The organism is Curtobacterium uvaldense, from assembly GCF_028307415.1.
Classification (GTDB): Bacteria; Actinomycetota; Actinomycetes; order Actinomycetales; family Microbacteriaceae; genus Curtobacterium.
The window spans coordinates 41974-60783 of the sequence record NZ_JAQMHU010000016.1; the positions used below are offsets into that span (position 1 = coordinate 41974).

At 73.4% G+C, this 18810-nt stretch carries 17 protein-coding genes; 9 read left to right on the plus strand and 8 right to left on the minus strand.

Translation table 11 applies throughout. From position 1 onward, the window contains the following. Nucleotides 1-35: 35 nt before the first annotated feature. From PIJ49_RS10690 to PIJ49_RS10705, 4 genes are all read left to right on the plus strand, one after another. A complete protein-coding gene (locus PIJ49_RS10690; RefSeq protein ID WP_066657243.1) occupies nucleotides 36-647 on the plus strand; it encodes a CG0192-related protein in 612 nt (203 codons plus the stop codon). Nucleotides 648-720: 73 nt separating this feature from the next. Next, nucleotides 721-1380, plus strand: a complete 660-nt coding sequence (locus PIJ49_RS10695) for a 4'-phosphopantetheinyl transferase family protein (RefSeq protein ID WP_271826577.1) — start codon at nucleotides 721-723, stop codon at nucleotides 1378-1380. 47 nt (nucleotides 1381-1427) lie between these two features. After that, the gene (locus PIJ49_RS10700) at nucleotides 1428-4682 is read left to right on the plus strand and encodes a thioester reductase domain-containing protein (RefSeq protein ID WP_271826578.1); all 3255 of its coding nucleotides are present in this window, start codon (nucleotides 1428-1430) and stop codon (nucleotides 4680-4682) included. 243 nt (nucleotides 4683-4925) lie between these two features. Continuing rightward, complete coding sequence (locus PIJ49_RS10705) at nucleotides 4926-5864, plus strand: aldo/keto reductase (RefSeq protein ID WP_209684849.1); 939 nt, start codon at nucleotides 4926-4928, stop codon at nucleotides 5862-5864. A 223-nt stretch (nucleotides 5865-6087) separates the two neighbouring features. Here the strand turns inward: PIJ49_RS10705 and PIJ49_RS10710 are convergent, their stop codons facing one another. Next, a complete protein-coding gene (locus tag PIJ49_RS10710; protein WP_066657251.1) occupies nucleotides 6088-6291 on the minus strand; it encodes a hypothetical protein in 204 nt (67 codons plus the stop codon). Between the two features lie 232 nt (nucleotides 6292-6523). Between PIJ49_RS10710 and PIJ49_RS10715 the strand changes: the two genes are divergently transcribed. Genes PIJ49_RS10715 through PIJ49_RS10725 form a run of 3 tightly spaced genes read left to right on the plus strand, consistent with a single transcriptional unit; the run spans nucleotide 6524 to nucleotide 10469 of the window. After that, nucleotides 6524-7711: an ABC transporter ATP-binding protein gene (locus PIJ49_RS10715; RefSeq protein WP_406907355.1), complete on the plus strand. Its 1188-nt coding sequence runs from the start codon at nucleotides 6524-6526 to the stop codon at nucleotides 7709-7711. Beyond that, a complete protein-coding gene (locus PIJ49_RS10720) occupies nucleotides 7708-8610 on the plus strand; it encodes a glycosyltransferase family protein (protein ID WP_209684848.1) in 903 nt (300 codons plus the stop codon). Before PIJ49_RS10715 ends, PIJ49_RS10720 begins: the two co-directional genes overlap by 4 nt. Beyond that, nucleotides 8607-10469: a methyltransferase domain-containing protein gene (locus PIJ49_RS10725; protein WP_251155584.1), complete on the plus strand. Its 1863-nt coding sequence runs from the start codon at nucleotides 8607-8609 to the stop codon at nucleotides 10467-10469. Before PIJ49_RS10720 ends, PIJ49_RS10725 begins: the two co-directional genes overlap by 4 nt. Before the next feature lie 148 nt (nucleotides 10470-10617). Here the strand turns inward: PIJ49_RS10725 and PIJ49_RS10730 are convergent, their stop codons facing one another. From PIJ49_RS10730 to PIJ49_RS10750, 5 genes are all read right to left on the minus strand, one after another. Next, the gene (locus PIJ49_RS10730; RefSeq protein ID WP_251155585.1) at nucleotides 10618-10803 is read right to left on the minus strand and encodes a hypothetical protein; all 186 of its coding nucleotides are present in this window, start codon (nucleotides 10801-10803) and stop codon (nucleotides 10618-10620) included. Between the two features lie 84 nt (nucleotides 10804-10887). After that, complete coding sequence (locus PIJ49_RS10735; RefSeq protein WP_251155586.1) at nucleotides 10888-12603, minus strand: serine/threonine-protein kinase; 1716 nt, start codon at nucleotides 12601-12603, stop codon at nucleotides 10888-10890. A gap of 10 nt (nucleotides 12604-12613) precedes the next feature. After that, a complete protein-coding gene (locus tag PIJ49_RS10740) occupies nucleotides 12614-13498 on the minus strand; it encodes a phosphatase PAP2 family protein (protein ID WP_251155587.1) in 885 nt (294 codons plus the stop codon). A 95-nt stretch (nucleotides 13499-13593) separates the two neighbouring features. Next, nucleotides 13594-15288 (minus strand): bifunctional 3'-5' exonuclease/DNA polymerase, encoded by a 1695-nt coding sequence (locus tag PIJ49_RS10745; protein WP_251155588.1) that lies wholly within the window; start codon nucleotides 15286-15288, stop codon nucleotides 13594-13596. A gap of 101 nt (nucleotides 15289-15389) precedes the next feature. Further along, nucleotides 15390-15638 (minus strand): hypothetical protein, encoded by a 249-nt coding sequence (locus PIJ49_RS10750; RefSeq protein WP_245172042.1) that lies wholly within the window; start codon nucleotides 15636-15638, stop codon nucleotides 15390-15392. Nucleotides 15639-15754: 116 nt separating this feature from the next. Here PIJ49_RS10750 and PIJ49_RS10755 point away from each other — a divergent pair, with 116 nt between their 5' ends. Beyond that, on the plus strand, nucleotides 15755-15976 hold the full coding sequence (locus PIJ49_RS10755; protein ID WP_066657269.1) for a hypothetical protein: 222 nt from the start codon (nucleotides 15755-15757) through the stop codon (nucleotides 15974-15976). 55 nt (nucleotides 15977-16031) lie between these two features. Here PIJ49_RS10755 and PIJ49_RS10760 read toward each other — a convergent pair whose 3' ends face one another. Then, nucleotides 16032-17405: an L-serine ammonia-lyase gene (locus PIJ49_RS10760; protein ID WP_271826579.1), complete on the minus strand. Its 1374-nt coding sequence runs from the start codon at nucleotides 17403-17405 to the stop codon at nucleotides 16032-16034. 87 nt (nucleotides 17406-17492) lie between these two features. Here PIJ49_RS10760 and PIJ49_RS10765 point away from each other — a divergent pair, with 87 nt between their 5' ends. Then, complete coding sequence (locus tag PIJ49_RS10765; RefSeq protein ID WP_251155590.1) at nucleotides 17493-18311, plus strand: shikimate 5-dehydrogenase; 819 nt, start codon at nucleotides 17493-17495, stop codon at nucleotides 18309-18311. Between the two features lie 53 nt (nucleotides 18312-18364). Here PIJ49_RS10765 and PIJ49_RS10770 read toward each other — a convergent pair whose 3' ends face one another. Then, entirely contained in the window at nucleotides 18365-18808 is a 444-nt protein-coding gene (locus tag PIJ49_RS10770; protein WP_066657286.1) for an SRPBCC family protein, read from the minus strand. Nucleotides 18809-18810: the final 2 nt, after the last annotated feature.

Below are 18810 nucleotides of genomic sequence, written 5' to 3' on the forward strand. Positions count from 1 at the left end.
GGTGGAAGCCGAGGTCTGCTCGGTAGCGTCGGTGCATGGCCGTCATCCACCGCGCAGAACTCCGACCGTCCAAGGCCGAGGCCCTCGCCGCCTGGCTGCCAGCGCAGCCGTGGAGCGGCCTCACCGCCGGTGCCGCCGTCGAGATCGTCACCCGCTTCCGGTTCGACGACCCCGAGGGCGAGGTCGGTGTCGAGGAGATCGTCGTGCGGACGCCCGAGGGACGGCTCCTGCACACGCCGCTGACCTACCGCGGCGCTCCGCTCGACGGCGCCCGGGGCTCCCTGGTGTGCGAGATGCACCACTCCGTGCTCGGGCAGCGCTGGGTGTACGACGCCGTCGCGGATCCGGTGTACGCCGACGTCCTGCGTCGTGCGATCGCCACCGGCGGGCACGAGGCGGAGCTCGAGCGCGCCGACGGCTCCGGACGGTTCGACAAGGAGGGCACGGCGGTCGGCAGCGGGTCGGCGCCGGACTCCCCCACGGTGACGTCGGCCACGGCCAGCACCGACGGGACCGAGACGACGGTGCGCACCGACCACGGCGACCTCGTCGTGCTGCGGGTGATCGGGCTGCCCGTGCCGGACGGCGAGACACTGACCGCGACCTGGCGCGACCGCTCGGCCGTCGTCGCGGTCCTGCCCGCCTGACGGACCCGGTCGCGGCCGCTCCGCGACGTGCCCCGTCCGGGGGACTCGGAGCTTCCGGGCGTCTGATTGCAATGTGCAACTTCAAGGCGGGACCGACTGGGTGGGGCTGCTCCCCGCCTCGGTGGCCGCCGCCGCCGCCGACCACGACCTGAGCGGCCCCCTCGCCGACGAGGAACGCGCGGCGATCGCCCGTGCCGTCCCGGCGCGGCGTGCCGAGTTCCGGACCGGCCGCCTGCTCGCCCGCCGTGCCCTGACGGCGATCGGCACCCCGGTGACGGCACTGCCCGTGGGTCGGAGCGGGGCTCCCCGCTGGCCCGAGGGCGTGGTCGGCACGATCACCCACTGCCCCGGCCTGCGCGCCTGCGCCGTCGCCCGGCGCGACGACCACGCCGGCATCGGCATCGATGCCACGCCGGCACGTCCCCTGCCGCCGGGAGTGCTCCGACGCATCGCGGACGTCACGGACGACCGTGTCGCGTGGGGTCTCACCGCACTCCGGCGAACCGGGGTTGAGAGTCCGGACAGCGTCCTGCTCGCCGCGACCGAGGCCGTCGTCAAGGCCCGCTCGGCCGCGCACGACGGCTGGTTCGGCATCGACGGTGCCCACGTGGAGCTGCGCCCGGACGGGACCTTCACGGCGAGCGCGCGTCGCGGCCCGGCGTTCGCGGCGACGGGACGGTGGGCAGTGGACCGGGGGACGGCGCGTGCGGGCATCGTGCTCGCCGCGCGCTGAGAGGCCGCGCGCGGGGGCGCGTCGGACGAACGAGGAAGGGAACCACCATGGTGCAGCAGGACGAGGACACCTCCGTCGAGGCGGTGTTCGACCGGTACGCCGACCGAACGGCGATCCGACAGCGGGACGGCGAGGTCGTCACCGACACGAGCTTCCAGGAGCTCCGGGACCGTGCGCGGGCCCTCGCGGCGGTGCTCGGCGAGTCCGTGGCCCCGGGTGACCGGATCGCGGTGCTCGGTCCGCCGAGCGCCGACGTCGTGACCCTCGAGCTCGCGTGCTCGGTGCTCGGCGCGGTGAGCGTGCCGCTGCAGACCAGCCCGGCCGTCGAGCAGCTCCGTGCGATCGTCGACGAGACGACGCCGGTGTGGCTGGGCGTCACCGCCGACCAAGCCGCGACGGCCCGGGCGGTCACCGACGCGGCCGCCACCGAGGTGCACACCGTCCTGCTCGACACGACGGGTGCGGCCGGCGGGGCGACCGGGGCCGAGGGCACCGACGGTGCGGCGGCGCTGCCGACGCTCGCCGACCTCGTGGCACGGGGCCGCGAACTGCCCCAGCCGACCCCGTGGCGACCGGCGCCCGACGAGGACCCGCTCGCCCTGCTGCTGTACACCTCGGGCAGCACGGGGACCCCGAAGGGCGCGATGTACACGCGGTCCATGGTCGAGCGGCTCTGGCACGCACTCCCGCCGGACCACCCGGACGCCGTGACCGTCGGCTACGCCTACCTCCCGCTGAGCCACCTGACCGGTCGCGCGGCGCTGCTCGCCACGCTCGGCCGCGGCGGCACCGTGGCGCTCGCGACCTCGACCGACCTGTCGGCCCTGTTCGAGGACCTGCGGGTCTACGCACCGACCGAGCTCGTGCTCGTCCCGCGGATCGCCGAGATGGTCCGCCAGGAGGGCGCCCGCGAGGAGCAGCGCCGACTCGCGGCCGGAGCCACCGACGCCGCGGCCGTGCGTGCTCAGGTGCAGGACGACCTCCGGACACGTGCCTTCGGCGGTCGCGTCGGGCAGGCCGTCTGCGCCAGCGCCCCGCTCACGCCCGAGCTCCGCACGTACCTCGAGGAGTGCCTCGGCGTCCCGCTGCACGACCTGTACGGCTCGACCGAGGCGGGCAGCATCCTGCGCGACGGCGTGGTGCAGCAGCCACCGGTCACCGAGCACAAGCTGGTGGACGTCCCCGAGCTCGGCTACCGCACCACCGACCGACCGCACCCGCGCGGCGAGCTGCTCGTGAAGAGCACCGCGGTGATCCCCGGGTACTTCCGCCGCCCGGACGTCACCGCCGCGGTGTTCGACGAGGACGGGTTCTACCGGACCGGCGACGTGATGGCGCAGACCGGTCCGGACACGTACGAGTACCTCGACCGCCGGAACAACGTCATCAAGCTCTCGCAGGGCGAGTTCGTCGCGGTCTCGGCCCTCGAGGCGACCTTCGGTGGGACGCCGGAGGTCCGGCAGATCGCCCTGCACGGGGACAGCAGGCACGCGTTCCTCGTCGCGGTCGTCGTGCCCGTCGACCCGGAGGCCACGGAGGGCGACCTGCTCGCCGCCCTCCAGCGCACCGCCCGCGCCCACGGGCTCGCGCCGTACGAGGCGCCCCGAGCGATCATCGTCGAACCGGACCCCTTCACGGTCGACAACGGCATGCTCTCCGATGCCCGCAAGCTCCTCCGCCCCCGGGTCACCGCCCGCTACGGGGACCGGTTCGCCGCGCTCTACGACGCGGTCGCCGAGCAGCAGAGCGGCACCCTCGTCGCGACCCTGCGCGAGCACGTGGGTGACGAACCGACCGTCGACACCGTCGTCCGTGCCGCCCGTGACCTGCTCGGTGCCGAGGTCAGCACCGAGACCGCCTCGGCCGCCCGGTTCTCGGACCTCGGCGGTGACTCGCTGTCGGCCCTGACGTTCTCCGGCGTCCTCGAGGACGTCTTCGAGACCGAGGTACCCGTCGGTGTCATCACCGACCCGACGAACGACCTCGCCGCCGTGGCCGCGTACGTCGAGCGCTCGGCCGCCGACGACCGGCCGACCGTCGCCCGCGTGCACGGCGCCGACCCGACGGTGCTGCGGGCGTCGGACCTGCGGGTGGACGACCTGCTCGGTGCGGTCCCCGCGCCGGTGGCACGCGCACCCCGCCCCACCTCGGACGGGCCGCGCACCGTCCTGCTCACCGGCGCGAACGGCTACCTCGGCCGCTTCACCGCGATGGACTGGCTCGAGCGGCTCGCACCGGTCGGCGGCTCGCTGGTCTGCGTCGTGCGCGGGTCGGACGACGCCGCTGCCCGCCGTCGACTGGACGCGGCCTTCGCGGCCGATCCCGCGTTCGCCGACCGGTTCGCCGAGCTCTCGGGGTCGCTCGAGGTGGTCGCCGGGGACGTCAGCGAGCACCTGCTCGGCCTCGAGGAACCGCGGTGGGAGGACCTCGCCGCGCGGGTCGACCTCGTCACGCACGCCGCCGCCCTGGTGAACCACGTCCTGCCGTACACCGCGCTGTTCGGGCCCAACGTCGTCGGCACCGCCGAGGTCGTCCGGCTCGCGATCGCCGCCGGGAGCGTCCCCGTCACCTTCGTGTCGAGCGTCGCCGTCGCCGGTGGAGCCCGCCCGAGCGCGACCGAGGACGTCGCCCCCGACGCCCCCGCGGCACTCGCCGAGCGAGCGGACATCCGGTCGACGATCCCCGAGTGGACGATCGCCGACGAGTACGCGAACGGGTACGGCGCGAGCAAGTGGGCGAGCGAGGTGCTGCTCCGCGAGGCGCACGAGCAGCACGGCGTCCCCGTCGCGGTGTTCCGCTCCGACATGGTGCTGGCGCACCCGCGCTGGCGCGGCCAGGTGAACCTGCCCGACGTGTTCACCCGCCTGGTCTGGAGCGTGCTCGCGACCGGGCTGGCACCCGTGTCCTTCGCGCAGCGGACCCCGGACGGCCGGGTGCAGCGCTCGCACTACGACGGCCTGCCCGCCGACTTCACGGCCGCCGCGATCGACGCCATCGGCGCGTCGGTGGTCGACGGCCACCGGACGTTCAACGTCGTCAACCCGCACGACGACGGCGTCTCGCTGGACACCTTCGTCGACTGGCTGGTCGAGGACGGGTACGCGATCGAGCGGGTCGCGGACCACGCCGAGTGGGTCGAGCGCTTCCGGTCCGCACTCGAGGCGCTGCCGGACGAGGACCGTGCACGCTCGGTCCTGCCGCTGCTGCACGCGTTCGCGACCCCGGAGCTGCCGCACGCCGGGTCCGCGATCCCCGCGGACGCGTTCGCGGCCGCGGTCCGCTCGGTGCGTCCGCTCGGCTAACCGGACATCCCGTCGCTCGACCACGCGCTCGTCACCAAGGTGGCGGACGACCTGACGTTCCTCGGTCTGCTCGGCCCGGCCGCGTCGCCCATGCGCTGAGCACCGGACGGGAGGCGCGGTGCCGGTCCGGCACCGCGCCTCCCGTCCGTCACCCGGTCGCGTCGGGCGTGACTGCCGGGCGCGGCCCGACGGGCACCGGCAGGGCCTCTCTGCGCACGGCGAGCTGCTGGCAGGATCGAGCGCGTGAAGACACTGGAGTTGCCACAGACCGACCTCACCGCGTCCGACGTCGTCGTCGGCCTCATGCGGATCAACGACATGAGCGACGAGGACATCCGCGAGCTGTACACCGCCTCGCGCGACGCCGGCGTCACGATGTTCGACCACGCCGCCGTGTACGGCGTCTGGCACGGGTGCGAGCAGCGGTTCGGTTCCGCCGTCACCCTGTCGCCGTCCGAGCGCGCCGACATCCAGCTGCAGACCAAGGTCGGCATCCGCCCGACGCCGGACGGCGCGTACTTCGACTTCTCGTACGAGCACATCATCGAGTCCGTGCACGAGTCCCTCGAGGCGCTGCGGACCGACTACGTGGACGTGCTGCTCCTGCACCGTCCCGACGCCCTCGTCGAGCCCGAGGAGGTCGCCCGGGCGTTCGACGAGCTGCACGCCGCCGGCAAGGTGCACCACTTCGGCGTCTCGAACCACACCCCCGGTCAGGTCGAGCTGCTGAAGCGGTCGGTGCGGCAGCCGCTCGCGTTCAACCAGGTGCAGCTGAGCATCACGCACGCCAACGTGATCACGCAGGGCCTGACGGCGAACATGGCCGGGCTCGACCAGTCGATCGACCGCGACAACGACATCCTCAACCACGCCCGCCTGAACGACGTCACGCTGCAGGCCTGGTCGCCGTTCCAGAAGGGCTTCTTCGACGGCGTCTTCCTCGGCGACCGCGAGCAGTACGCCGAGCTCAACGACGTGCTCGAGGAGCTCGCCTCGGCACACGGCGTCACCCCGACGGGGATCGCGGTCGCGTGGATCACCCGACACCCCGCGCACTTCCAGGTCGTCCTGGGCACGACGAACCCGCAGCGGGTGCGGGACTCGGCCGCGGGTTCCGACGTCCGGCTCTCGCGCGAGGAGTGGTACCGCGTCCTGACGGCGGCGGGGCACACCGTCCCCTGACCGGGCTGCGGGGCTGGCCCTGAGCGTGCCGCGCTCCGGAGCCCGGCCTCGACCGTGCCGGGCTCCGGGGCTGGGCCCTGACCGTGCCGCGCTCAGCACAACGGGGAGCACGTCGCGCCACGGAAGTCTGTGGTGTCGCGTGCTCCCCGTTGTGCTGACGCACGTCGTGCCCCCAGGCTGCTCGGCTCGGCTCGGCTCGGCTCGGTCGGGAGCGGGCGGCCGGTCAGTCGTCGGTGGTCGGTGCGCTCGGCACGCGCACGTCGACGGGTGAGACCCGTGACGGGTCGGCCGACGCGCCGCCGACGACGTCGAACGAGATGCCGAGCTCGGCGGCGGTGTCCTCGTCGAGCTCGAGTCCGTCCTCGGTGACCTGGTCCTCTGGGATGGCGCGACCCTTCGACGGGTCCCACGCGTTCGCGAACGACATGCGCACGAGCTTGCCGCCCCCGACCGACAGGACGCCGTGAGCGCCGTCGGCGGCACCGGCACCCCCTCCCCAGAGCGGGGGACACGCCTGACATTTCATCGTATCCGCATTACGATCCTCCTCGGTTTCGGAACGCAACACAGAGGAGTCCTGATTGGACGAGCGGCAGGGCAGCCGAGCAGCAGGACTCCGCGGACGGTCCGAGGAGGTCAGGGGCGGCCCCGGCGCACCCGTGGTCGTCTCCGTGCGGGACGTGTCGAAGCGGTTCACGATCCGCAAGGACAACTCGCTCAAGGAGCGGGTGGTCACCTTCGGCCGTGCAGGCCGCCGGCACAGCGAGGACTTCTGGGCGCTCCAGGGGGTCGACCTCGAGATCCCGGCCGGCAGCACGGTCGGCCTCATCGGACCGAACGGTTCCGGCAAGTCGACGCTGCTGAAGATGATCGGCGGCATCCTCGAGCCCACGACCGGCGTCGTCGAGCGCCGCGGTCGCCTCGCCGCCCTCATCGAGCTCGGCGCCGGGATGCACCCCGACCTGACCGGCCGCGAGAACGTCTACCTGAACGCCTCGGTGCTCGGCATCCCCCGCGACGAGGTCGACGCCCGGTTCGAGGCGATCCTCCAGTTCTCCGGCATCGGTGACTTCATCGACACGCAGGTGAAGTTCTACTCGTCGGGCATGTACGTCCGGCTCGCCTTCGCCGTCGCGATCAACACCGACCCCGACGTGCTGCTGGTGGACGAGGTGCTGGCCGTCGGCGACGAGCAGTTCCAGAAGAAGTGCATCGACAAGATCAAGGAGTTCCAGGCGCAGGGCCGCACGATCGTGCTCGTGTCGCACTCGCTCGGCCAGGTCCAGGAACTCTGCGACACCGCGGTCGTCCTCCACCACGGTGAGGTCAAGTACCACGGGCCCGCCCGCGAGGCGGTGCAGAACTTCCGCGAGATCCTCGAGGGCCGCCGACTCGCCGAGGCCGAGGCCGAGGACCCCGACCAGGACCCCACGCCGGGCAGGGTCACGGACGTCGACGTCCGCGTCCCAGGACGCGAGCCGCAGGAGATCGTCCGCCCGGGAGACCCGCTGCGCATCACGGTCCGCTACGAGCACGCGACGCCGCTCGACCGCTGGAACGCCGGGTTCCTCATCGAGAACTCGCTCGGCAACCTCGTGTACGGCACCGACACGGGTCGCGTGGAGAAGGTCCTCTCGCCGCTCGACGGCTCCGCGACGGTCAGGTTCGACCTGGACGCCGTCGTGTTCGGGAACGGACCGCACTTCGTGCACGCCTTCCTGTCGGACGAGCGCGGTGAGTACATCGCCCTCCGACGCGACGCCGCCCGGTTCGTCATGGAGGACGACCCGACCCACCTCGGCACCCACCGCATCCCGACCCTGATCAGCGAGGACCACACCGCATGACCCGACCGATGGTGACCATCCAGTCGGTGCTCTACCACTCCGACACGGAGCGGGTGGAGCGCGCACTCGAGAGCCTCGACAACGCCGCACGCTGGGCACGGTTCGACGACCGCGTCGCCGGGGTCCGCGTGCGCTACGGCGACTGCTCACCGGCGGCGACCGTCGACCCGGCCCTGCTCGAGCGCTGGCGCCGGGCGACGCCGAACCTCGCCTCGCTCGACTACGTGTCCTTCGGCGAGAACCTCGGGCACGGCGGCGCGCAGAACCGCCTCGCGGCCGAGGACGACTCCGAGCTGCGCATCATGGCGAACCCCGACGTGATCATCACCGGGGACACGCTCAGCCAGTTGGTCGAGCGCATGGACGACACCACGATCGGCGCGGTCGAGGCGAAGCAGCTCCCCCTCGAGCACCCCAAGGACTACGACGTCCGGAGCGGCATCACCTCGTGGGTCGCCGGTGCCTTCTGCATGGTCCGCTCCGCGCTCTTCGACGAGCTCGGCGGGTACGACCACGAGTCGTTCTTCATGTACTGCGACGACGTCGACCTGTCCTGGCGCATCCGGGAGCGCGGCTTCGGCGTGGCGATCGTCCCCGCAGCCCTCGCGTTCCACGACAAGCGCATCGGGTCGACGAGCGGCGTCCTCGAGCCGACGTCCGCCGAACGGTACTACTCCGTGGAGTCCGCCCTGCTGCTCGCCGACAAGTGGTCCCGGCCCGACATCAGCGAGGACATCCTGCGGTTCTTCGACGCGAACCCGGAGCCGGAGGCCACGCGTGCGTGCGCCGAGTACCGGCGCCGGCGCGACGACGGTCTGCTCGCGGACCGCCACGACCCCGACCACACGACCGCCGAATTCACCGGCGGCAACTACGCGGAACACCGGTACGGACTGTGAACGACGAGGCACGCTACGACAACGCCTACTCCGAGGAGAACACCTACGGGGCCGTCCTCCGCCTCCTGCGACGCTCCGTGGTCACGTCGGGCGAGCCGGCGGTCCTCCTCGACCTCGCCTGCGGCTACGGGGCCATCGCCGCGGCGGTCGAGGACCAGCTCGGCGCGACGTACGTCGGGGTCGACGTCGACGCGGACGCCGTGACGGCGCTGCGCGACGGTGGCTTCGAGGCCCACGTCGGCGACGTCGGCGATCCCGAGGCGGTGCGCGTGCTGCTGCGCGACGTCGTCGGCGACCGCCGCGTGCTCGGGGTCACCATGCTCGACGGGCTCGAGCACCTGCCCGCCGGACGGGCCGTGCTCGCCGAGGTGTCGACGTTCCTCCGCGACCACAGCGCTCCGCTCGTGCTCAGCGTGCCGAACAACACCCACCGCGACGTCGGGTTCAAGCTGGCGTTCGGCGCATGGGAGTACACCGACACCGGGCTGCTGGACGACACCCACGTCCACCTCTACAGCGAGCCCGAGCTCGAGCGCACGCTCCGTGCCGCCGGTCTGCACCGCACGGACCGCGAGGACTTCCTGCTGAGCAAGAGCGACCAGCACTTCCCGCTCGACCACCCGGCGCTCATGCGTGGCACCACCGTCAACCAGTGGATGAACGCGCTGCGCGACCAGGCCGCGCCGAACGCCCGCGTGAACCAGTTCGTCTGGGCCTGCCTGCCCGGGCCGGTCCCCGCCGCCGCGGTCACCCGGACGTCGACCGAGGACGACCCGTTCCTCACGGTCGTGATCCGGACGCAGGGGCGTCGTCCGCAGCAGCTCGCCGAGGTGTTCTCCTGCCTGGCGGGCCAGACGGACCAGGACTTCGAGGTGCTCATCATCGGCCACCACGTCGACGTCGCGACGCAGATCGTGCTCGAGCGGTTGATCGAACGCCAGCCGCCGTCGATCGCCGGCCGCACGCGCTTCGTCAAGGTCGACCACGGCTCGCGCGCCACGCTCCTCAACGAGGGCTTCCGACTGGCGACCGGGCAGTACGTCGTGGCGCTGGACGACGACGACCTGGTCTTCGCGCACTGGGTCTCGGCCTTCCGGGACGTGCACCGCAAGCACCCGGGGATGGTGCTCCGCAGCGTCGGGTCCCTGCAGGCGGCCGACGTCGTCAGCACGAGCGGCCACTGGGGCGTCCGTACCGAGGGGCCGATCACCCGGCCCTACGACGCCGAGTTCTCGATGGTGAAGCACCTCGTGCTGAACCAGACGCCGTTCATGACGGCGGCGTTCCCGCGCGGGCTCTTCACGAACCTCGGACTGCGCTTCGACGAGTCGCTGACCACGACCGAGGACTGGGACTACCTGCTCCGTGCCGCGTCGCTCGTCGGTGTCGCGGACTCCCTGCAGCTCACCGCGATCTACCACACGTGGGTGTCGCAGGACGGCTCGCGCACCGACCACGACATCGCGGAGTGGCTGCTGAACCAGTACTCCGTCGACCGCAAGATCGACGCCCTGCCGATCCTGCTGCCGGCCGGCGAGACGCGGCGCATCCGAGAGCTGGTGAAGCTCGCCGAGCAGCCGGCTCCGCTCCCCGCACCCGTGGCGCAGGAGTCGTCCGTCGACCACGGTGAGCGCTTCGCCCTGGCGCAGCGGCTCATCTCCCTGCTGGAGTCGCGGTCGTGGCGCGTGAGCGCTCCGCTCCGGGCCGTCTCGCGCCTCCGCGGGACGAGCGGCCCCGTGCGGGCGTCGGCCTTCGTCGACCCGGCCACCGACGAGCAGATCCTGCGCGACGCGATCGACGCGGTGCTGCGGTCGCGCTCGTGGCGGTCGACCCGCTGGCTCCGGCGCGGCGGCGTCTGAGCCGCAGCACCACGACGGGCTGCCCCTGGATCGTCCGGGGGCAGCCCGTCGTCGCGTCAGCGGTCGTCAGCGGTCGTCAGCGGTCGTCAGCGGGTCGTCCGTCGTCCCCCTGCGGGCCGTCGGGGCGAGATCGGTCAGCCGTCTCGGGTCACCGGGCGACCGGGCCGCCGCCCGCCTCGTCCTCGTCCTCGTGCGGGGCCGGCGAGATCGACGGGTCGACCGAGTCCGGGCCGACGTCGGCGCCGCGGTCCTCCTCGACCTCGATCTCGGTCTGGTCGTCGCCGTCCACGGGGAGATCGGCGCCGGGCTGCTGCGGATCGAACGGTGTGCTCATCGACATACTCCGAGCGTGCTCCCGCGACGGTGGGCGTCGGCTCGACGCTGTCCGTCCACCGCGCCGGGGTCGGCAGCGACCGCGTCAGCCGCGGCCGGGGCCCGTCGCCGGCCCCTGGGTGAGCGACCCGACGGTGGTGTCGACCGTCGTGTCCGCCGCACCGGATCCCTTGCCCTTGCCGCTGTTGCTCCCGGGACCGTTGCCGTTGCCGTTGTTGCCCGCGCCGCCCTGCGGGGCCTCGACGGGGTTGGACGCCGGACCGCCCGGCTCGGGGCCGACGCTCGGATCGTCGGCGGGCTGGCTCGGCTCCTGCGCTGGCTCGCTCGGCTGCTGCTGCTCCTGGCTGGGCTCCTGCGCCGGCTCGCTCGGCTCCTGCGCGGGTTCGCTCGGCTGCTGCTCCTCCTGGCTGGGCTGCTGCTCCGGCTCGCTCGTCTGCTGCTCCGTCGGCGACGAGGGCTCGCTGGAGTCGGTCGGCGCGGGCGTCGAGTCGTCTCCTCCGCCCAGCGCGATCAGCGCGACGCCGATCCCCGCGAGGACGAGGATCCCGACGACCACCGCGGTGATGATCCCCGCACGCCGTCGCTTCGGTCCGTCCGTACCGGGACCGCCCCGTCCGGCAGCCCCCGCTGGACCACCGGCTCCTCGCGACGCGGCACCACCGGCCACCGCACCACCGCCAGCAGCAGCGGCGGCGCCCGCTCCACCGGCGCCCCGCTGCGCACCGAGGACCGTCGTCGCGACGTCGTCCTGCGCACCCGTCCGGTCGTACGCCCGGGTCGCGGCGTCGGCACCGCCGGCGGTCGGCATCGCCCGCGTGGCCTGGTCGCCGTCCGCAGCGCCCGGCATGGCCTGGGTGGCCTGGTCGGCGTGGGCTGCGTCCGGTCCCCCGGCACCGAGCGCGGCACCGGCGAGACCGGCTCCGGCACCGGCCGCTCCGCCGGCAGCACGGGTGAGCGTGCCGGGTCCGCCCGGGAGCAGCTGGGTCGCCGGTGCCGTCCCGTCGCGTTCGAGGGCACGGAGACGTCGGGCCGCCTCGGCCGCGGTCGGGCGCTCGGCCGGGTCCTGCGCCGTCATCACGTGCAGCAGCGTCCGCCACGCGGTGGGCAGGTGCTGGTCGATGTCGGGGCCCCGCGTGAGCCGCGCGGTGGCGGACTCGACGGCGGTGCCGGGGAACGGACGTGCACCCGTCAGGCACTGCAGCAGGACGAGCCCGAGGGCGTAGACGTCGGCCTGACCGGTGACCTCGCGCCCGAGGACCTGCTCCGGTGAGATGTAGGCGGCGGTGCCGATGACGGTGCCGGTCCCGGTCACGCGGGCGGCGTCCCGGAGCAGCGCGATGCCGAAGTCGGCGAGCTTGACGTGCTGGCCGTCGCTCTCGAGCAGCACGTTGGCGGGCTTCACGTCACGGTGCACGATGCCCTGCGCGTGCACGGCGGCGAGTCCCTCGGCGACCTGGGCGCCGGTGCGCGCGGTCGTCGTGGTGTCGAGCGGGCCCTCGCGCAGCCGGGTGTCCAGGTCGCTGCCGGGGACGAGCTCCATCACGAGGTACGAGTCGCCGTTGCCGTCGTCGAGTGCGGCGTCGTAGAGCGTGACGAGCGAGGGGCTGCGGAGCGCGGCCAGCGTGTGCATCTCGGCCTCGGCGCGCGCACGTTCGCCGTGGTCGACCGCGCCGATCCGGAAGACCTTGACGGCCACCTCGCGGCCGAGCTGCTCGTCGACGGCGCGGTAGACGGAGGCCATGCCGCCGTGACCGAGCGTGCCGGTGACGCGGTACCTGCCGCCGAAGACCCGTTCTTCCATGCGGGTGAACCTACCGTGACGACCTGACCGGGCGTGCCGGTCCGCGGCCGCGCACGACCGGGTCGGCACCCCGGTGGAGGGCGGTCAGGTACAGCCGGTGCGCCGTGATCACGAGCGCCAGCCACGCAAGACCGAGGGCCCACGCGGCGAGCACGTCCGTCGTCCAGTGGTGGCCCAGGAACACCCGCGAGACGCCGATCGACAGCACGAAGAGCGTGCCGATGACGATCGTCCACACCCGGGTGACCGTGCGTGACTGCCGCAGGATGAGCAGGTACACGATCATGCCGACGACGACCGTGGCGTTGAGCGTGTGGCCGGACGGGAACGACGGCGAGTGCTCGTACGGCGGCACCGCGTCCGACAGCGGCGGTCGGGCACGGCCGATCAGGTCCTTGCCTGCGATGGTCATGAGGAGCGAGCCGCCGCTCGCCGCGACGAGCAGCACGAGCGGGGTCCAGGCGCGGCGCTGCACCGTGAAGCCGATCAGGAAGCAGACCGCGACGATCGGCATCCCGATCGTCCCGGCGATGTCGGTCCACCACGTGACCGCCTGGTCGGCGAACGGCGAGCGCAGGGTGAGCATCCAGTCGAGGACGGGGCGGTCGAGCACCGCGACGTCGTCGGACGCCCGCACGGCGTCGTACACCTCCGATGCCGCCCAGGTCGCGGTCGCGGCGATGCCGACACCGACGGCCAGCGTCAGGACGAGCAGGGGGAGGGCGCCGTAGCGACGGCCGAGTGCCGCCCAGCCCTCGGCGACCGTGTGGCCGGCCCGGGACCGCCACGTCGTGAGGTCGAGGTCACCGACGCGCCGGTCCTCGACGACCGCCGCCTGCTCCGCACGGTCGACCCGACCGGCAGCCGAGGGGTCCTCGTCGTGGTGTCGCTCCATCGACCCACCCTGCCCGTCCCAGGCTGCGAGCGCGCACGCGCCGGCCCGGACACAGTCCTCACGGCGGGCGAGCACCCGCACGCGCCGGCCCGGGCTCAGTCCTTCGCTGCCCCGTAGTCGCGCACCGTCGACACCGTCAGGGGGAAGACCACCGGGAAGTCCCGGAAGAGCAGCCGTCCGGCGTCGACCGCCGCGGCCCGGACCTGCTCCGCCACGAACGCGGCGTGCTCGACGGGCGTGTGCACCACGATCTCGTCGTGCACGAAGAACACCAGGTGCGGCCCGGCCGTCAGCGGGCCGGGGAACCGGGTCGCGAGCCGGGTCCGGAGCGATCCCATCCACGCCAGTGCCCACTCGGCCGCGGTGCCCTGCACCACGAAGTTCCGCGTGAAGCGCCCCCAGCTGCGGGCACGCCCCTCGACCGCCCGCTGCTGCGCCGGCGTGCCGTCCACCGACCAGGCGCGGTTGCGCGCGGCGAACCAGGCCTCGTCGGGGACGGGCGACGTCCGGCCGAGCAGCGTCGTCACGGGCTCGCCGCGCTCGCCCGCCCGGGCCGCCCGGTCGACGAGCCCCAGCGCCGCAGGGAACGCCCTCGCCAGCCGCGGGACGAGCCGTCCAGCGTCACCCTGGGTCGCGCCGTACATCGCGCCGAGCATCGCGCCCTTCGCCTGCTGCCGCGTCTCGACCGCGCCCGAGGCGACCACCCCGTCGTACAGGTCCCGCCCGTCGCCCGCGGTCGCCATCGCCCGGTCACCGGCCATCGCCGCGAGCACCCGCGGTTCGAGCTGCGCCGCATCCGCCACCACGAAGGCCCAGCCGTCGTCGGCGACCACCGCACTGCGGACCGTCCTCGGCAGCTGCATGGCACCGCCGCCGGCCGCCGCCCAGCGCCCGGTGACGACCCCGCCGACGACGTACTTCGGGTGGAAGCGCCCGTCCTGCACCCACTCGTCGAGCCATGCCCAGCCGTTCGCGGTGAGCAGGCGGGACAGGCGCTTGTACTCGAGCAGCGGCGCGATGACCGGGTGCTCGAGCTCCTGCAGCTCCCACTTGCGCGTCGACGTCACCATCAGGCCGACGGCCCGGAGCGACCGCAGGACGTCGGCGGGCGAGTCGGGGTTGAGTGCGGGGTCGCCGAGGTGTGCGCGGATCTCCCCCGCGAGCTCCTCGAGCCGGCGCGGCCGCACCCCGGTGGGTACCCGGGGGCCGAGTTCCTCCTCGAGCAGGCGCTCGTGCACGTCCGGACGCCAGGGCAGACCCGCGGACAGGATCTCGGCCGCGACGAGGGCTCCCGCCGACTCGGCGGTGGTGAGCAGGCGCAGTGCGCCCGGCGTCGTCGACGTGGCGACCGCGTCGAGCTGGCGGCGGAACTCGGCGACCGGATCGGCTGCGTCGTCGGCCGGTGCGACGGTGAAGAGCGCGTCGTCGAACAGGCGGGCCTGCGTCGGGCGGGTGGGGCGGGTGGGGCGGGCCTCCTGGCCGGGGTCGTCCCACGTGTCGGGTGGTGCCGTCGCGAGGGCCGTCCCCCGCGCGGCGAGCGCGCCGCGCAGGATGCGACGGCACAGGCGGAGGTCGACGCAGCGGCCGACGCGTCCTCCGGCCGCCAGGACGGCCGGGTACCAGCGGGCGGTGTCGTCCCAGACCCAGCGCACGTCGGGTGCGTCGTGCGCGGCGACGAAGGCCGGGAGGCCCGGCTCGTCCAGGCGCGTCGGCTCGCCGGCCGGCTCCCCCGCGTCGGTCAGGGGCGTCGCGGTGACGCCGCCGTCGACGCGGTGGAGGACGAGGTGCACCCGACGATCATCCTCCTTCCCGCGGGACGCACCGTCGGCGGGTGCTCGCAGCGGTACCGCGGTGCGAGGTGTCGCCGGGGTCGCGTCGTGCGAGGGAGGGCTCAGTCGGCGGGGTGGGGGTCCTGCGTCGCGTCGGTCCGGGGGTCGGTGCCGTCGGCGTCCCCGGGGCGGACGGCCGCGGAGTCCGCGACGTCGATGCGCACGTCCCCGTCCTCGGCGCGGGAGACCTCGACGCGCGGGTCGGCGTCGTGCTCGTCCGACCCGGACATCCTGCGGAGGGTGTCCTGTCGGCGTTCCTCGAAGGACATGTCGACGCCGTCGCCGAGGTGGTCGTGGTCCGTGTCGCTCATGCGTCCGACCGTACCCGCGGCGGCCGGAGCGCCTCCCGGCAGTGCACGTGAGCAGCGTTCAGCGATTTGGTGCGCGAATCGGACAGACGCCATGGTGGAGTGATGGAGGTGGAGTGATGGAGACGGAGCGCGCACGAGCACCACGGTGGCGACCGGTCCCCGCCGACGACGTCCCGATCCACGCGGTGGTCCGCTACCGCGATCGCGGGCGACTCGTCGCCGGGACGGCGGTGGACGTCCTCGACACCCCGGGGCGTCCCGCACTCATCGTCCGCACCGACGACGGGCAGCACCACGTCGCACCGCGCGCGATCCCGCTGGAGATGCAGGTCCACTGACCGGCCCGGGCGGTCGTACCGGGGCCGTCGCCACGACGCAGCGCGCTGCGGCCGCTCAGCAGAGGGGGACGTTGACCGCCAGTCCGCCCATCGCGGTCTCCTTGTACTTCGTCGACATGTCCGCACCGGTCTGCCGCATCGTCTCGACGACCTGGTCGAGGGACACGTGGTGCACACCGTCCCCGCGCAGCGCCATCCGGGCCGCGTTGATCGCCTTGTTCGCCGCGATCGCGTTCCGCTCGATGCAGGGGATCTGCACGAGGCCGCCGATCGGGTCGCAGGTCAGCCCGAGGTTGTGCTCCATCGCGATCTCGGCGGCGTTCTCGACCTGTTCGGGGGTCCCACCGAGGACCTCGGCCAACCCGGCCGCCGCCATCGACGCGGCGGAGCCGACCTCGCCCTGGCAGCCGACCTCGGCGCCCGAGATCGACGCCCGCTCCTTGTAGATCGAGCCGATGGCCCCGGCCGTGAGCAGGAAGCGGACCACGGCGTCGTCGCGGTCCTCCGGGAGGACCTCGGAGACGTAGGTCAGGGCGTAGTACAGCACCGCGGGGATGATCCCGGCGGCACCGTTCGTGGGGGCGGTGACGACCCGGCCACCCGTGGCGTTCTCCTCGTTGACCGCCATCGCGGTGAGGTTCACCCACTCCATCGCGAAGAGCGGGTCGTGGTGCGGGTCGTCGCGGGTGAGCTGCTCGTGCCAGTTCGCCGCGCGACGCCGGACCGTCAGGCCGCCGGGCAGCGTGCCGGTGCGGCGGATGCTGCGGTCGACGCTCTCGCGCATGACGTCGTGCACGTGCAGGAGTCCGGCGCGGACCTCGGCACCGGTCCGTGTCGCGGTCTCGTTCGCCATCGCGACGCCGCTGACGGGCAGGCCGGTCGCGGCGCACGCGGCGAGGAGTTCGGCGCCGCTCGAGAACGGGTGCGGGACGGCGTCGTCGACGGGGATCGCGGCCTCGGCCACGGCACCCTCGGTGTCGCTCGTGATGAACCCGCCACCGATCGAGTAGTAGGTCTCCTCGGCGAGGACCGCCCCCGAGGCACCGGTCGCCCGCAGCCGCATCGCGTTCGGGTGGCGGGGCAGCATGGTGAGCGGGTGCAGCACGATGTCGGCCTGGCGGAACGGCACCGTCGCCCCGTCCGCGAGCCGCAGCACACCGGTGCGTTCGAGGTCGTCCAGGGCCGCTGCCATCGCGTCCGGGTCGACCGTCTCGGGGTCGGAGCCCATCAGCCCGGCGAGCACCGCACCGAGCGTGCCGTGTCCCTGCCCGGTCGAGGCGAGCGAGCCGTACATGTGGACGTCGAGCCCGGTCACGGGGGCGTCGGCGAGCCCGGCCGCGAAGGCCGCGCCGGCACGCATGGGCCCGACGGTGTGGGAACTCGACGGGCCGATCCCGACGCTGAACAGATCGAAGACGGAGACCGGCATCCCGCCACACTAACCCGTCCGGACGGCACTGCTGTCGGGTACCGGGAGTGGACCGCTCCATCGGCACGGGCGTGGGAGACTCGTGCCATGCCCATCCTCCACAAGGACATGCAGGTCTGCATCTCGCTCGCGGCCCGACCGAGCAACATCGGCACGCGCTTCCACAACTTCCTCTACGACGAGCTCGGGCTGGACTTCGTCTACAAGGCGTTCACCACGACCGACCTGCCCGGCGCGGTCACCGGGATCCGCGCGCTCGGCATCCGGGGCTGCTCGGTGTCGATGCCCTTCAAGGAGGCGATCATCCCCCTCGTCGACGTGGTCGAGGAGTCCGCGGCCGCCATCCGGTCGATCAACACCGTGGTGAACGACGACGGTGTGCTCACCGCGTCGAACACCGACTACGAAGCCGTCGCGTCCCTGCTCCGCACGCACGACGTCGACCCGACGGCCCGCGTGGTGCTCCGTGGCTCCGGCGGGATGGCCAAGGCGGTCACGGCGGCGTTCCGCGGTGCGGGCTTCGAGCAGCTCACCGTCGTCGCGCGCAACGCGGAGACCGGTCCTGCCCTGGCCGAGCAGTACGGCTTCGACTGGGTCGCGAGCGAGCAGGAGGCGCCCGAGGCCGACGTCCTGGTCAACGTCACCCCGCTCGGCATGCGCGGTGCGGACGAGGACGCCCTCGCCTTCGCGCAGGACCGTGTCGAGGCCGCGTCGACCGTCTTCGACGTGGTCGCGTTCCCCGCCGAGACCCCGCTGGTCCGCGCCGGTCGCGCCGCGGGTGCGCGCGTGATCACCGGCGCCGAGGTCATCGCGCTGCAGGCCGCGCGACAGTTCCAGCGGTACACGGGCGTCGCCCTGACGGACGACCAGGTGCGTCGAGCGAGCGAGTTCAGTCGCGCGGAGTGACCGGGTGGCGGCACGGAGGTCCGTGGCGGTGCCGCCACGAGCCTCCATGCCGTCTACTGGGCGCCCGCGCGCCCCTCCGCGACCCAGCGGAGCCGCCGGATGCTCTCGTTGTTGCGGATCCAGATGCCGGGCTGCGCGATGAACCCGGGCACGAGCGATCCGGGACCCCGGACGGGGTTCTCGCGGAGCGTCACCCGGCTCCCCCGCGGGTGCGGTTCCACCTCGACCTCGACCCGGGCCTCGCCGACCGGCCAGCCCTTCGCCTGGATGACGAGCCGCCGGGGCTCGTCGACCTCGAGCGAGATCGTCGTGTCGTTGATCAGGAACGGCCAGATGCCGAACGAGTGGTGCAGCTCCGTACCGACGGCGGGCCACCCCGGGTCCTGACCGCGCATGCGCGAGGCGCCGACCACCCAGGTCGGGTAGAGCCAGCCGTCCCGGAGGACGTCGAAGACGGCCTCCGGGCTGCAGTGCACGATGCGGACGTTCTTCGCCAAGG

Bases quoted from the DNA above. Each gene is read 5' to 3' on its own strand.
- PIJ49_RS10750 (WP_245172042.1), bottom strand. From the start codon at position 15,638: ATGAGCGACACGGACCACGACCACCTCGGCGACGGCGTCGACATGTCC.
- PIJ49_RS10760 (WP_271826579.1), bottom strand. From the start codon at position 17,405: ATGCCGGTCTCCGTCTTCGATCTGTTCAGCGTCGGGATCGGCCCGTCG.
- PIJ49_RS10720 (WP_209684848.1), top strand. From the start codon at position 7,708: ATGACCCGACCGATGGTGACCATCCAGTCGGTGCTCTACCACTCCGAC.
- PIJ49_RS10710 (WP_066657251.1), bottom strand. From the start codon at position 6,291: ATGTCGTTCGCGAACGCGTGGGACCCGTCGAAGGGTCGCGCCATCCCA.
- PIJ49_RS10735 (WP_251155586.1), bottom strand. From the start codon at position 12,603: ATGGAAGAACGGGTCTTCGGCGGCAGGTACCGCGTCACCGGCACGCTC.
- PIJ49_RS10690 (WP_066657243.1), top strand. From the start codon at position 36: ATGGCCGTCATCCACCGCGCAGAACTCCGACCGTCCAAGGCCGAGGCC.
- PIJ49_RS10700 (WP_271826578.1), top strand. From the start codon at position 1,428: ATGGTGCAGCAGGACGAGGACACCTCCGTCGAGGCGGTGTTCGACCGG.
- PIJ49_RS10730 (WP_251155585.1), bottom strand. From the start codon at position 10,803: ATGAGCACACCGTTCGATCCGCAGCAGCCCGGCGCCGATCTCCCCGTG.
- PIJ49_RS10765 (WP_251155590.1), top strand. From the start codon at position 17,493: ATGCCCATCCTCCACAAGGACATGCAGGTCTGCATCTCGCTCGCGGCC.
- PIJ49_RS10755 (WP_066657269.1), top strand. From the start codon at position 15,755: ATGGAGACGGAGCGCGCACGAGCACCACGGTGGCGACCGGTCCCCGCC.
- PIJ49_RS10740 (WP_251155587.1), bottom strand. From the start codon at position 13,498: ATGGAGCGACACCACGACGAGGACCCCTCGGCTGCCGGTCGGGTCGAC.